12 protein-coding genes and 1 other annotated feature are annotated in these 14,171 nt (G+C 39.6%); of the genes, 6 read left to right on the forward strand and 6 right to left on the reverse strand.

Features of this window, described 5'->3' with window-relative positions:
* The first annotated feature begins 79 nt into the window (after positions 1 to 79).
* Complete coding sequence (hisJ, locus tag BK575_RS23830) at positions 80 to 874, forward strand: histidinol-phosphatase HisJ (RefSeq protein ID WP_078414050.1); 795 nt, start codon at positions 80 to 82, stop codon at positions 872 to 874.
* Here hisJ and refZ read toward each other — a convergent pair.
* Entirely contained in the window at positions 864 to 1,499 is a 636-nt protein-coding gene (refZ, locus tag BK575_RS23835; RefSeq protein WP_078414051.1) for a forespore capture DNA-binding protein RefZ, read from the reverse strand. The genes hisJ and refZ overlap by 11 nt on opposite strands.
* Before the next feature lie 292 nt (positions 1,500 to 1,791).
* Between refZ and BK575_RS23840 the strand changes: the two genes are divergently transcribed.
* Complete coding sequence (locus BK575_RS23840; protein WP_078414052.1) at positions 1,792 to 2,280, forward strand: GAF domain-containing protein; 489 nt, start codon at positions 1,792 to 1,794, stop codon at positions 2,278 to 2,280.
* Between the two features lie 286 nt (positions 2,281 to 2,566).
* Here the strand turns inward: BK575_RS23840 and BK575_RS23845 are convergent, their stop codons facing one another.
* Positions 2,567 to 4,441, reverse strand: a complete 1,875-nt coding sequence (locus BK575_RS23845; protein ID WP_078414053.1) for a sensor domain-containing diguanylate cyclase — start codon at positions 4,439 to 4,441, stop codon at positions 2,567 to 2,569.
* A 348-nt stretch (positions 4,442 to 4,789) separates the two neighbouring features.
* On the opposite strand from BK575_RS23845, the gene rpsD reads away from it, so the two are divergent.
* A complete protein-coding gene (rpsD, locus tag BK575_RS23850; protein ID WP_078414054.1) occupies positions 4,790 to 5,392 on the forward strand; it encodes a 30S ribosomal protein S4 in 603 nt (200 codons plus the stop codon).
* A gap of 219 nt (positions 5,393 to 5,611) precedes the next feature.
* Here the strand turns inward: rpsD and tyrS are convergent, their stop codons facing one another.
* Complete coding sequence (tyrS, locus tag BK575_RS23855; protein WP_078414055.1) at positions 5,612 to 6,868, reverse strand: tyrosine--tRNA ligase; 1,257 nt, start codon at positions 6,866 to 6,868, stop codon at positions 5,612 to 5,614.
* Positions 6,869 to 6,912: 44 nt separating this feature from the next.
* Positions 6,913 to 7,144, reverse strand: a binding site (T-box leader).
* A 248-nt stretch (positions 7,145 to 7,392) separates the two neighbouring features.
* Positions 7,393 to 9,108, reverse strand: coding sequence for an acetate--CoA ligase (gene acsA / locus BK575_RS23860; protein ID WP_078414056.1), 1,716 nt, complete (start codon positions 9,106 to 9,108; stop codon positions 7,393 to 7,395).
* 247 nt (positions 9,109 to 9,355) lie between these two features.
* On the opposite strand from acsA, the gene BK575_RS23865 reads away from it, so the two are divergent.
* The 3 genes from BK575_RS23865 to BK575_RS23875 all read left to right on the forward strand — a co-directional run bounded on the left by BK575_RS23865 (position 9,356) and on the right by BK575_RS23875 (position 12,009).
* The gene (locus BK575_RS23865; RefSeq protein WP_078414057.1) at positions 9,356 to 9,988 is read left to right on the forward strand and encodes a GNAT family N-acetyltransferase; all 633 of its coding nucleotides are present in this window, start codon (positions 9,356 to 9,358) and stop codon (positions 9,986 to 9,988) included.
* A 210-nt stretch (positions 9,989 to 10,198) separates the two neighbouring features.
* Positions 10,199 to 10,843, forward strand: coding sequence for an acetoin utilization AcuB family protein (locus BK575_RS23870; RefSeq protein WP_078414058.1), 645 nt, complete (start codon positions 10,199 to 10,201; stop codon positions 10,841 to 10,843).
* The gene (locus tag BK575_RS23875) at positions 10,840 to 12,009 is read left to right on the forward strand and encodes an acetoin utilization protein AcuC (protein WP_078414059.1); all 1,170 of its coding nucleotides are present in this window, start codon (positions 10,840 to 10,842) and stop codon (positions 12,007 to 12,009) included. The genes BK575_RS23870 and BK575_RS23875 overlap by 4 nt, the downstream gene beginning before the upstream one ends.
* Positions 12,010 to 12,247: 238 nt before the next feature.
* On the opposite strand, the gene ccpA is transcribed toward BK575_RS23875, so the two are convergent.
* Together ccpA and ytxJ are read right to left on the reverse strand one after the other, a co-directional pair.
* Positions 12,248 to 13,246 (reverse strand): catabolite control protein A, encoded by a 999-nt coding sequence (ccpA, locus tag BK575_RS23880; protein ID WP_078414060.1) that lies wholly within the window; start codon positions 13,244 to 13,246, stop codon positions 12,248 to 12,250.
* Positions 13,247 to 13,853: 607 nt separating this feature from the next.
* Positions 13,854 to 14,171: a bacillithiol system redox-active protein YtxJ gene (gene ytxJ, locus BK575_RS23885; RefSeq protein ID WP_078414061.1), complete on the reverse strand. Its 318-nt coding sequence runs from the start codon at positions 14,169 to 14,171 to the stop codon at positions 13,854 to 13,856.

The raw sequence follows: 14,171 nt of genomic DNA on the forward strand, positions 1-14,171 counted from the left end.
AATATTAGCCTTTCCCCGCATATTTTTTATAAAATTGGCATAACACACCGAATCCAATATTTTTAGGAGGATATAATAGATGAAAATCGATGGACATATTCATACGCCATTTTGTCCCCATGGATCCAAAGACTCCCTGGATCAATATGTCGAACAAGCGATTCAATTAGGTTTTGAACAAATTTCATTTACGGAACACGCCCCGCTCCCTAGGGGCTTTACTGACCCAACTCCCTTTAAGGACAGCGCAATTACATTACAAGAGATGGAACGTTACCTCTTAGAAATTCGTGGCGTAAAAGAGAGATTTAGAAAAGATCTTAACATTCAGGTTGGTTTAGAAGTGGACTACATCGAAGGATTTGAAGAAGAAACGAGGAAGTTTTTGGATGAATACGGTCCCCACCTTGATGATAGCATCTTATCGGTACACTTTTTAAAAAAAGACCTCACTTATTATTGTCTCGATTATAGCGATGATGTATTTGGCCAAATGATTGAGTGTTTCAGTTCCGTCGGGAATGTGTACGAAGCTTATTTCGATACTGTTTTGTCTTCCATTGAATCTGACCTTGGAAAATACAAACCGAAAAGAATAGGGCACATCACCTTAGTACATAAATTTCAGCGACGCTTCCCGTGTTCGGAAGATTTCAAGGCTCCTATGATACATATTTTAGAACGGATAAGTGATCTGAACTTGCAGCTTGATTACAATGCTGCTGGATTATTTAAACCGCTCTGCCAGGAAACTTATCCGCCGCAGTGGGTCGTGGAAGAGGCAAAAAAGAAAAAAATCCCTCTCATTTATGGGTCCGATGCCCATTGCGCGAAGGATTTAGGACAGGGGTTTCCAACAATCTTTAAAGGGTAACGTACATCCGGCCACGGTCATTACATACAGCCTGATGCACCCACCTCTCCATCTCTTTTATATATTGTTTGATAAAATAAGGTTCATGCGGCAGGACATACAAGACTTCAGCAAGATATTGAGAATGCAAGTAAGGCATCGTTAACATTCCTTTTAGCTGCATAATAATATACGGACTATTTAAGCGCCTGAATTCTTTTTGTTTGACTCCCTTTTCCAGCAGTGCGGTTAAGATATACTTTTCTTTAGCCAAATATGTCGTCATTACTTCTCGAATAAACATCGTATCCACCGACACCTGGCGATACACTACTCGCGCAATATGGCGATGCTCATGCTGGTAGTCCATCACAGATTGAATGACATTCATTAAGCATTGCTTCGCTGATTGATGTTCTAAAGTTCCAACGGTTTGTTCAAGTACTTGAATGTATCCTTCAAAAAAGGTCGTGACAAGATGTTCTAATAATCCTTCCTTACTTTCAAAATAGTAGGATATGTTCGCAACATTTACATTTGCTTTTTTAGCGATTTCCCTTACGGAAGTTCCGTCAAAACCTTTTGTATTAAATAATGATACAGCAGCATCCATTACTTTTTCTTTTGTTTTTGATTTGACAACCATTTTAGACACACCTTTCCATGAAGTTTGAACTTATCGGATTATTACAGATAGATACTTCCTGTTTGGCGCGGCATGAAGTCGAATTTTCACAACTTATCGAAGACAGAAAAATTGAAAAAACATACTGATTGTGACAAAATAAGTCATTAATGAGTCCACTTATTATACAAATTCTTTTTTATTCTTCTTTATCCTTTTCTTCCCTTTTAGATCTTGTCGACAAAATTGGAAGAGAAGTGACGCATTTTTGCTAAACTCAACACATATCTATGTATAAACGGAGGAATTTCACATGTTTCATGTCGAAAGATATAGCGGTTCAAAAGAAAAAGATTACGAGCTTGTGATCAAGCAGTTGCAAGCATTGCTTGAAGGAGAGCCCAATCCAACAGCCAACTTAGCTAATGCCTCAGCTCTATTAAATCAATTTTTAACAGATGTTAACTGGGTAGGATTTTACACAGCAGAAGAGAGCGGTCTTGTACTTGGTCCCTTCCAAGGACTCCCCGCTTGTGTGCGGATTCCTTACGGTAAGGGTGTATGCGGAACAGCTGCCCAAAACCGACAAACAGAACGGGTAGCAGATGTTCATCAATTCCCTGGTCATATTGCATGTGACGCAGCATCTCAATCGGAAATTGTCGTTCCAATGATAAAAGACGGGCAGCTTCTAGGTGTATTGGATATTGATAGCCCTATTAAAGATCGTTTTGATGAAGTAGACCAGAAGTGTCTGGAAAAATTTGTGGAGACACTAGCAACTTTTTTACCCGCTCTCTAACGAACAGTAAGTACGACTGCCGCTTATGAAGGTTTCGTATATAAATATAAAAAATGGACATGGGCATCCTTTAGCCCATGTCCATTTTTTATCCCTCATTAGTAACGGGCAGTAAGGTCCCTACTTCAAAACTTGATGTAATCACGAAGGATAACTGCCCGTAAAAGCCCGAATAAAGGAACACAGACGCCGCCGCGTCCTGCGACAACGTCTGTGTGACCCGCATCGTGCGGGCCTAACTAACTATCGGCGGGGGATGAAGGCCCCCTACCGATGGAAGTTTCCTTTATGTGGATTCAAATACGTTTTCATCTTGGACGACAACCTGATTTTTCCCGGAATGTTTCGCTTTATACAAAGCCTCATCCGCCCGATTGAATAATCTTTGGACAGAGTCATCGACATCCCTTGTCCAAAAAGATACACCACATGAAATAGTCGTTTTTGGATTTGTATAATCTTCGACTTTTTGAACTAGCCGCTTTGCAATTTGGACACCGATTTTCAATGGAACTGAAGGTAAATAAACGGCCAGCTCTTCTCCTCCCCATCTTGCCCCAATGTCGTTCTCGCGAATATGTTTTTTGATGATATGGGCAATCTGGATAATGATTTGGTCACCCACTTGATGGCCATATGTATCATTGACCTTTTTAAAATTATCAATATCAATTAAAAGAAATGTACCAAACCCATCTTTATCCATCGATTCTCGAATTTGTTCATCCAAATAATTGCGTGAATATAACTTCGTTAAATAATCAGTGACAACAAGCTTCTCCAATTCTTCGCGCAGCATGGAATTTGTAAATGCTAGTGTAGAGTGATGAATGAGTGATTGCAGCAACTTAAAATTATCAAAAGAAAAAAAGTACGGTTCTTCATGGAGGACAATGGTTGCCCCTTTGACTTCTCCACCTTGCATCATCGGAACTGCCATGATAGACCGAAATTGAGAAAGTGCTTCATCCAAGTACGCGGAAGCCTCGTTAATAAAGAGTGAATCTTTTTCTTTCACCATTTTCTCATAAACAAACGCTATATACTTTTGCACTGCGGCAGTAAAAAAGAATGCAGTGCTGCCGGTAAATGTCTTAAAGTTCATTTCATCGGTAAACAGAACAAATCCGACTTCACGGGCTCTAAAAGATTTACAGATTTGTTTGGACATAAAACTGATTGTATCTGCTAAACGTAAACTGGAATTCAAGCGGTGTGATGTTTCATTAATGAGCTTTAAGTCTTCAATCAACTTTCTTGATTGATGATACAATTGAGCATTTTCCAAGGCGCTGCCTGCCGTGTTGGCTAATAGCGAAATAAACTTAACCTCCTCTTCTGGAAGCACTGCCGTATCAGGGGCAATCACCTGTAAAATACCATATATTCCTTGTTTTCCATTCAAAGGCGCATATAAAACAAACCGGCGTTCATCCGACTTCTTTTCTGTTTGAACTGTACCTGTCACATATGATTCCATCGCTTTCATGCTAACATTATCTCCGTCGTATTGAAGGTACTTGATCGGTAAATGTTCATGACTTCCATAATCGTGTGACAACAATAAGTAATAGTCAAATGTAGGATATACTTCTTTCAATGTCTGAATAACTTCCACGAGCACATCGTTCATATCCATGGATGAATGAAATTTAGTCGTAACGCGATACAACTGTTCATACCTTTTTTCTTGGATGAACGTTTGTTCATAGTTGTAAACGAAGTTTAACAAACGTACACATTCATCGCCTAAAAGCGAAAAGAAATCCGCTGTTCTTACGTCTGCTTTATTTGTCTTTATATATAAATATCCCTTCGTCTTCCTATGAATAATCAAAGGGATTAAGAAACTATCCTCATACTGCTGTACGTTTTTATGTATAGAAAACATGATTTCTTCAAAGAGAGCGACGAGACTTAAAATATGGGAAGGCTCTGTCGGCATCTCCTCTTCTGCGCAACAAGAAGCTATTATTTTTGCCTGTTCACGATTGGAGTCTTTCAGGATAAACGCCGTTTCCTTTACATCACAAATACCGTAAATGGCGTGAACCATTTCGTAAACAATTTTTTTTGAAGGAAAATCTGTATCATTACTTGTTAAAAGGTTGAAAAATTCAGTTTTAATCTGTTGTAACTGATGTTTTTCTGCACTAATCATATAATCACCCGCGATATATAATAACCGTACTTACTTGTCTAATATTACTATTATATATGAATAATCCGCTATTTTCCCATTAAAAAATTATTAAAATCATATTCCAACAAAATTCTGCAACTATAGAACTCATCTTGACATACCTATTGATAAATCATATAATGTTCTTTGTGTGAAATATGCAGCTTATACAATCTTCTTTATGTAATCATTTTATTCCTCTCAATGAGAGGTGTATCGTGTAACTCTCTGCTGCTAGAGCGAGGATACATGAAAATAAAATGAGCATACCGTAAGAATGTGTCTGTTTTTGTTTCATGCGAAATAAAAACATAAGGAGGAGTCATCATGGCTCGTTATACTGGTCCAAGTTGGAAATTATCTCGTCGTCTTGGCATTTCATTAAGTGGTACAGGTAAGGAATTAGAAAAACGCCCTTACGCTCCAGGTCCACACGGTCCTGGTCAACGCAAAAAATTATCTGAGTACGGTTTACAATTACAAGAGAAGCAAAAATTACGCCATATGTATGGTGTGAATGAGCGTCAATTCCGTACAATTTTTGCTGCTGCTGGTAAAATGTCTGGTAAGCACGGTGAAAACTTCATGATTCTTTTAGAAGCTCGCCTTGATAACTTAGTATACCGTATGGGTCTTGCTCGCACTCGTCGTGGAGCTCGCCAATTAGTAAACCACGGTCATATTCTAGTTGATGGTAAACGCGTAGATATCGCATCTTACCGCGTAAAACCAGGTCAAGTGATTTCTGTTCGCGAAAAATCTCGCAACATCACTTCTATCAAAGAGGCAATTGAAGTAAACAACTTCGTACCTGACTATTTAACATTTGATGCTGAGAAATTAGAAGCTACATTCACTCGTTTACCTGAACGTTCTGAATTAGCTGCTGAGATCAACGAAGCATTAATCGTAGAGTTCTACTCTCGTTAATAAAAAAGAATCCCTGCTCTTTGGAGCAGGGATTCTTTTTTATTACGGACGAAGTTTTTCTGTAAGCTAGAATGTTTTTCATATGACGGAAACAGTTGATAACAAAGAACTAAAATATAGAAAAGGACCTTTCCACCCAAATTCGTGATAAAACAAATTAATATGAAAGGTCCTTTTTAAGAACATGCTTTCGCGGCCTACGCCGTGAAAGCATGTTCTTTAGTATTTGATTAAATAGTATTTTTTCTTGCCGCGTCGAATAACTGTGAATTGCCCTTCAATGCGGTCTTCTGCTCCAAGGATTTTATCTAATTCTTGAACGCGTTCCCCATTGATATAAATCGCTCCACTTGAAATATCCTCACGGGCCTGGCGCTTTGATGGCGAAATTTTGCTGTTTACAAGAAGATCAATTAATCCAATTTCTTCTCCTGTATGCTCGTAGGAAGGAACATCTTTAAATCCTTGCTTGATTTCTTCTGCTGTCAATTCAGCAATACTTCCGCTGAAAAGCGCTTCAGAAATTTTGATTGCTTGATTTAAAGAGTCTTCTCCATGCACAAGCTTTGTCATTTCAGCAGCCAATGCCTTTTGCGCCGCGCGTTTCTCTGGTGCTTCCGTTGTTTGATTCTCCAATTCGATGATTTCTTCATGAGACAAGAAAGTAAAGTATTTTAAGTATTTCACCACATCACGGTCATCCGTATTAATCCAGAACTGATAAAACTCGTATGGTGATGTTTTTTCCGGATCAAGCCAGATCGCGCCGCCTTCCGTTTTACCGAATTTCGTTCCATCAGCTTTTGTAACAAGCGGTACAGTTAATCCAAATGCTTTCGCATCTTCTTCTGTTTTACGTATTAATTCCATTCCGGCTGTAATATTCCCCCATTGGTCACTTCCACCTATTTGAAGCTTACAGCCATAATTTTGATATAATTTCAAGAAGTCGTACGATTGTAAAATCATGTAGCTAAATTCAGTAAAAGAAATGCCGGTTTCAATACGAGACTGGACAGAGTCTTTTGCCAGCATATAGTTAATGCCAAAGTTCTTTCCAATATCACGTAAAAATGTAATGACATCCAATGAACCGATCCAGTCATAATTGTTTGCAATTGTTGCAGGGTTTCCTTCACGATCAAAATCCAAGAAACGAGAAAGCTGATCTTTAATGCGCTGGCTAAAGAACGCAACTGTTTCTTTCTCATTTAACGTGCGCTCCGCTTTCTTCCCGCTCGGATCACCGATTAGTCCTGTCCCCCCGCCAACAAGAGCGATTGGCTGATGGCCTGCTTGTTGAAAGCGGCGCAAAATTAGAACAGGAAGCATATGGCCTATATGCAAGCTATCGGCTGTTGGATCAAATCCACAATATAACTTAACGCTTTCCTTCCCTAACAGTTCTCTTAATCCCTCTTCATCTGTTTGCTGATTGATTAGTCCTCTAAATTGCAAGTCTTTTAAAATATCCATGAGACCCACTCCTTTTTCAGTAAAATAAAAAAATCGCCCCTAAAACAAGGGACGATGAGTATCGCGGTACCACCCTAGTTGGAGTTTCATTAGAAACTCCCGCTCAAAAAGACATAACGGTCAAACCGTCTTTTGCTACTGAGTCAGCTGTGCCAATCGTTCACAAAAGATGCTCTCGGATGTAATTCATCAATTATTTATGTACTGGTTTACACCATCCACCAGCTCTCTAAAAACAGGGAAATAACGACTACTTGTTCCGATCAACGCTCTTATATTATTTACTATTCATTATGGCCTATGAAAAATAATCCATACAGTGTATATTATGAAACATTTTTTATTCAAATTCAAGTATTAGTATGGAGACCTCATCCATAACTCAATAGGTAATTCTTTATAAAAACTCTTTATCCCACAAAGAAATCACCGATCCTCCCAAATTAGCGGTTTTCCACTCATTTTGAGAAACGGTGATTTCTTAAATTTAATTCCAGCTGGCCATATCCGCTCGAATTAAATTTTTAGTCTTCCATTGTTGACAGATCGCCTGTCGGCAAGTTAAGCTCCCACGCTTTTAATACACGGCGCATAATTTTTCCACTTCGCGTTTTTGGCAACTTATCGCGGAATTCAATTTCTCTTGGTGCTGCATGTGCCGCTAAACCTTTTTTTACAAACTGACGAATTTCTTCAATTAACTCATCAGACGGAGAATAACCATCACGAAGCGCAACGAACGCTTTAATGATTTCACCGCGGACAGGATCCGGCTTGCCAATAACACCCGCTTCTGCTACGGCTGGATGCTCAACAAGCTTGCTTTCTACTTCAAATGGTCCTACACGCTCACCAGCCGTCATAATCACATCATCAATGCGGCCCTGGAACCAGAAATAGCCTTCTTCATCCATATAGGCCGAATCCCCTGACACATACCAGTCACCAGGCAAGAAATAAGATTGATATTTCTCTTCATTGTTCCAGATTGTACGCATCATGGACGGCCATCCTTTTTTAATCGCAAGGTTGCCCATACGGTAAGGAGGCAGCTCATTGCCCTGATCATCTACAATGGCAGCTTGTACACCCGGAATCGGTTTCCCCATGGAACCAGGCTTAATTTCCATACAAGGGTAATTACAAATTAATTGCCCGCCGGTTTCCGTCATCCACCATGTATCATGAATACGCTTGTTGAAGACTTTCATACCCCAGCGTACCACTTCAGGGTTCAATGGCTCACCTACGCTCAACACGTGACGAAGAGCACTTAAATCATATTTTTTCACCACTTCATCACCCGCACCCATTAACATGCGGAATGCTGTCGGTGCACTGTACCATACGCTTACTCCATAGTCTTCCAAAGCTTGATACCAAGCTTCAGGGCTGAAGCGTCCACCGACAATCACATTCGATGCACCAACTAACCAAGGGCCAAAGATACCATAAGCCGTACCTGTTACCCAACCTGGATCTGCTGTACACCAGTAAATATCGTCATCTTTTAAATCAAGAACCCATTTAGCCGTTTGATAATGCTGAATCATGGCATTATGAACATGGAGAACTCCTTTTGGTTTTCCCGTTGAGCCAGATGTATAGTGGAGAATGAGCCCATCTTCACGATCAACCCATTCAATTTGTAAATCTTTTCCCGCTTCATATAAGCGCTTTTTAAAATCAAGGTATAATCCTTCTTCTACAATATTATCACCGACTAATAAAATGTGCTGCAAAGCCGGCAATTCATCTACAGGAACGCGTTGAAGCAATTCCGGCGTCGTGACAAGCACTTTAGCCGCACTATCTTCAAGACGGTCTTTTACCGCGCCTTCCATAAAGGCCTCAAATAGAGGACCGACGATGGCACCTAATTTAATCGCACCCAATACCGTAAAATACAACTCCGGTGAACGAGGCATAAAGATAAATACCCGATCTCCTTTTTCTACATCTGCTTGTTTTAAAACATTGGCTGCTTTGTTGGAAAGCTCTTTCATTTCCCTATACGTGTACTTTTCATCCCGGTTGGCATCTCGATAATAGAGTGCTACTTTATTCTTCCGGTAGGACTCCGCATGCCGGTCAATGGCCTCATAAGCTAAATTAACCTTTCCAGTTTCAGACCATGAAAACTGGCTTTCAACTTCTTCCCAATTAAATGATTGATATGTCTTTGTGTAATCCTCTAAGTTGTATTCCCCTTTTGTTACAGCAAGCGCTTCCAGTTTCATCCCAAACTCCCCCTTGCTTATGTATATTTTTTACAAAATATATTATAATATAAAATGTATTTTTTCACAATTTTAAAAATATTCTTTTAAAACACTTTTCTATTAATTTACCTTTAGATAAAATTATTCTCTTCTTCACACAAATTTCCTTTATGGGATATTATTTTTTTGAAAACAATTTATTTTCCGTCATTTTATGTATAATACAAATTGAGATGATGTTTGACTAACCGGGATGGTGAATGAATTGAATCACATAAAAACTTATCATGCAAAAGAGATGAAAACCTCCATAGGGACCATTATCATTGAAGGACCCGTCTCTTCAAATAGAATAGAAGAATTAGAATTTCATGAACAACTTGTGGCATTTCGTCCTCCCCCTCAGCAAAAAAAAGCTTTAATGGAAATAGCCGCTTTGCCGGAAGGACGTATTATTATCGCCCGTCATGATGACATGATTATAGGTTATACGACCTACCTCCATCCTGACCCTCTAGAACGATGGTCAGAAGGAAATATGGATAACTTAATCGAATTAGGTGCCATAGAAGTAGCCCCTCCTTTCCGGAGTTTTTCCATAGGAAAAAACTTATTGGAAGTGTCCATGATGGATGATGCCATGGAAGACTACATTATCATTACGACTGAATATTATTGGCACTGGGATTTAAAAGGAACGGGATTGAATGTTTGGGAATACCGCAAAATCATGGAGAAAATGATGCATGCAGGCGGGCTTATATGGTTTGCTACTGATGACCCCGAAATATGTTCGCACCCTGCTAATTGTTTAATGGTGCGAATTGGGAAAAGGGTAGACACAGATTCCATTCAGCAGTTTGATCAGCTTCGTTTTCAAAATCGCTTTATGTATTGATAGTGTGTGTTCAAAAAGGAGGACAAAAAGGACCGAGAAGTTCAAGGAAGCGCCGTCTCGAGCAACGGAGCGTATGCTGTTAATACGTGAGTAGCGGAGAGACAAGCTGACGCCGAAATTCGACGGTCATTTTTCCCGGACTTTTTGAACAACCTCTAATTGATTCGGCCTCGTTATATTATCATTTTACGAATAAGGGAGTCGTTTAAGATGATTGTGGAAGAAATGATGACAACAGACGTTATCACATTAAATCAAAATGACCCCATTGCTAAAGCAATGGAAGTGTTGCACCGCTTCAATATTCGTCATATTCCAATTGTTAATGACGAATTACAACTTGTAGGTATCATCTCTGACAGAGACGTTCGCGATGCAAGCCCGTCTATTTTTCACCGCAATTCCCACTTGGAGGACCTGGAAAAGCCGCTGAAACAAATTATGAAATCCAATGTAATCACTGCCCATCCACTTGATTTCGTTGAAGAAATAGCTGCGATTTTTTATGAACACCGTATTGGCTGCCTTCCGATTACACAAGGTAGTAACATTGTTGGAATCGTTACTGAAAAGGATATCCTCCATACGCTAATTCAGCTGACAGGCGTGCATCAGCCAGGTTCCCAAATTGAAGTTAAAGTAGAAAATAAAGCTGGCGTTTTAAGCGAAGTGACATCTGTTTTCCAAAAGTCAAAAGTCAATATTTTAAGCGTACTCGTCTATCCTGATAAAGATGAAGAGCATAAGATTATCGTTTTTCGTATTCAAACCTTAAACCCGACAACCATTATTACTAAATTACAACAACACGGCTATACAGTCCTTTGGCCAAATCTTCCGGGGATTACCACATGACAAAAGAAGCCGTTTTCATTTACTCGGATTCATTTCTAAACTATAAATTTAGTAATAATCATCCTTTCAATCAATTACGGGTTAAATTGACATACGAACTACTGCGTGAAGCACACGCACTATCCGATCAATCCATTGCGCCTCCTCGTATGGCGCTGCAAGAAGAACTCGAACTCGTTCATGATCCAAACTATATTCAAGCGGTAAAGTTAGCAAGCGAAGGGAAACTTCCACTCGATACTGCCAATGACTACGGACTGGGTACCGAGGATACTCCCATCTTTCCCAATATGCATGAAGCAAGCAGTTGCCTCGTCGGAGGAACCTTGACAGCGGTCGATTATGTTATGAACGGAAAAGCCCGGCATGCCTTGAGTTTAGGAGGAGGGCTGCATCATGGATTTCGGGGAAAAGCTTCAGGTTTTTGCATATACAATGACAGCTCGGTCGCCATTAAATATATTCAAAAGAAATATGGAGCGAGAGTACTGTATGTAGATACAGACGCCCATCATGGGGATGGGGTACAGTGGACATTTTACGACGATGACCAAGTTTGTACTTTCTCTATTCACGAAACCGGTCGTTATTTATTCCCTGGAACAGGTAACATCAATGAAAGAGGACATGGCAAAGGATATGGTTACTCCTTTAATGTTCCTTTAGATGCCTTTACAGAAGATGAATCATGGATTGATGCTTATACCACTTCCTTAAGAGCGGTCACTGAGTTTTTCCGACCAGATGTTATCTTAACTCAAAATGGAGCCGATTCTCATTACTATGATCCACTCACTCACCTTTATGCAACGACAAAAATTTACCGTCATATTCCTAAAATTGCTCACGAGTTGGCTCATCAATACTGTAACGGACGTTGGATCGCTGTAGGGGGAGGAGGGTACGACATATGGAGAGTTGTACCAAGAGCATGGGCTTTTATATGGTTGGAAATGACGGGCCAGCAAGACATACAGGGACCGCTTCCTTCCACCTGGCTTGAAAAATGGAAAACATTATCTCCTGTTCCCCTCAGTACTCATTGGGACGATGGTGATAATTTATATGAGCCAATTCCCCGTAAACCTGAAATTACAGAAAAAAATGCACAAACCGTTCAAAAACTATTGTATCCATTAAGTCAGCAGATTAAAAAAAGGTTGTAGGCTAAAGTGGATTGGAAAGACATGAGACCATGTATTCTAAATCCACTCTTTATTTTAGACCAGTTCAATTTGTTCTTTATCCCGTTTACGGCTTTCTGTTCTTCTAACCCAAATAAGTCCACAAAGGTTCTCGCTAAGCGGCTGGCAAGAACCCGCAAGGGAGTTTACCAGCCGTTTAGGCATCAATATAAATGGACATGGGCGTTCTTTGCCCATGTCCATTTATATTGATGTCGATTTATTTGGTTGAGTTTCTAAATTCAATTCGATGCGGCAGCTGAACAATATGGCTATCCACTTCTTCTTTATTCATATACTTAGTTAATAAACGCATAGCCACTGCTCCAATATCATACATCGGCTGAACGACGGTGGATAATTGCGGGCGGACCATTGTCGCCAATTTTGTATTATCAAAACCGATAATTTCGATATCATTCGGGACATGATATCCTTTATCTTGAGCGCCATGAATTACACCAAGCGCCATTTCATCTGTTCCAACAAACACCGCAGTCGGTTTCTCGCTTTCCTCAAGAAGCTTGTCAATCGCTTCAATTCCTGAATCATATGTGTAATCTCCGATCACTACATACTCTTCATTATACTCAATATCCGCCTCAGCCAACGCTTTTCGATATCCATGCATATGTTTTTCCTGATTGATAGGCTCTTCCATCGGTCCTGTTACAAAACCGATATTACGATGTCCCTTTTCAATTAAATGCTGCACTGCATCATACGCTGCTTGTCCATAGTCAATATTGACAGAGGGAATCTGTCCTGAAGATTCGATGGATGCCGCTAATACAATAGGAACAGGGGATTTTTTCAATTCCTCTACATGCTCTTCAGTTACGTTCCCGCTCATGAACACGATACCATCCACTTGTTTTCCAAGCATCGTATTTAATAAGTGAAGTTCTTTATCTTTATTTTGATCGGAGTTACTTAAAATAATATTGTATTTATACATCGTCGCAATATCTTCAATTCCGCGAGCAAGTTCTGCGTGGAAAATACTGGAAATATCTGGTATGATAACTCCTACGGTTGTCGTCTTTTTGCTTGCCAAACCGCGTGCTACTGCATTTGGACGATAACCTAAACGTTCAATCGTTTCCAATACTTTTTTTCTTGTGGAAGGCTTCACATTCGGATTGCCATTAACCACGCGAGAAACCGTCGCCATCGACACATTTGCTTCTCTTGCCACATCATATATTGTTACATTCACAAAACAACACTCCTTATATCCAACACATTTTTATATTAGTTTGTCCTTAAATTGCCTATTGTAATTATGTATAAAATATCTGATGTCATGTTATTACTATACGATACTCTCTATACAGACCGCAATTACTTTACAAGCATTTTACATAATTCAAATCTCCGAGAAAAGCAGAACGAGCCCGCTTAGCATCATAGGGAATTAGAGCTTCTGAGAAAGAGCCGCTTTTTGGTTCTGCAGGAAGAAGCGAAATTGCCGTAGGAGCTGGCTCGTGCACCTGGACACCAACGAGAAAAGTCCTCTACATCTTTGCAGAAGACTTTCCTACATAAGTTCTCAATGAGAAAATATTTTTTGTCCCGCATTAATGGTCAGTAAGCCCCCCACTGATGGAAGTTTCCTTTATCTACGACCCACGAATAGTATGGATATATTCGTTCCATACAACGATTAGGACATATTATACCCGACTTCCATCTGATTGTCACGCTTTAACGTAATCCATTTCAGATGGTTAAACTTTTTTGCCACTAATTCTCTTTAAATATGGCCGCTATTCGTTCTCAAAAACACTTAAAATCAAAACAAAAATTTTAATATAACCCTAAATTTAACTATGCTCATTCATCGCTTTTGATGTAATGTTCCAATGGGATGCATTCCATACTACTTCTTGATTTTTTATAATAAAAGCTTGCGGCGATTCATGTTTGATATCAAACCTCTCTGCAATGTAATTGGAAAGAGCTCTTGCTTCTTGAACGTGTAAAAAATACGAATCGATGTCTGGATGCTCGCCGGCAAACTTAGCAAATTCGTCATATCCTGCTTTACTGATTGGACACGTAATACTATGCTTTAAAAATAGAAAATGATTTTTCTCTTGCAGTATTTTGTCAAATTGTTCAACCGTCATGATTTTTTCCAT

It is taken from the genome of Priestia abyssalis, from assembly GCF_002019595.1.
In the GTDB taxonomy this organism is placed as follows: Bacteria; Bacillota; Bacilli; order Bacillales; family Bacillaceae_H; genus Bacillus_BA; species Bacillus_BA abyssalis.

Excerpts from the sequence above, each read along its gene's own strand:
- BK575_RS23840 (WP_078414052.1), top strand. The coding sequence starts at position 1,792 with ATGTTTCATGTCGAAAGATATAGCGGTTCAAAAGAAAAAGATTACGAG.
- BK575_RS23875 (WP_078414059.1), top strand. The coding sequence starts at position 10,840 with ATGACAAAAGAAGCCGTTTTCATTTACTCGGATTCATTTCTAAACTAT.
- hisJ (WP_078414050.1), top strand. The coding sequence starts at position 80 with ATGAAAATCGATGGACATATTCATACGCCATTTTGTCCCCATGGATCC.
- acsA (WP_078414056.1), bottom strand. The coding sequence starts at position 9,108 with ATGAAACTGGAAGCGCTTGCTGTAACAAAAGGGGAATACAACTTAGAG.
- BK575_RS23870 (WP_078414058.1), top strand. The coding sequence starts at position 10,199 with ATGATTGTGGAAGAAATGATGACAACAGACGTTATCACATTAAATCAA.
- refZ (WP_078414051.1), bottom strand. The coding sequence starts at position 1,499 with ATGGTTGTCAAATCAAAAACAAAAGAAAAAGTAATGGATGCTGCTGTA.
- tyrS (WP_078414055.1), bottom strand. The coding sequence starts at position 6,868 with ATGGATATTTTAAAAGACTTGCAATTTAGAGGACTAATCAATCAGCAA.
- ytxJ (WP_078414061.1), bottom strand. The coding sequence starts at position 14,171 with ATGGAAAAAATCATGACGGTTGAACAATTTGACAAAATACTGCAAGAG.
- BK575_RS23845 (WP_078414053.1), bottom strand. The coding sequence starts at position 4,441 with ATGATTAGTGCAGAAAAACATCAGTTACAACAGATTAAAACTGAATTT.
- rpsD (WP_078414054.1), top strand. The coding sequence starts at position 4,790 with ATGGCTCGTTATACTGGTCCAAGTTGGAAATTATCTCGTCGTCTTGGC.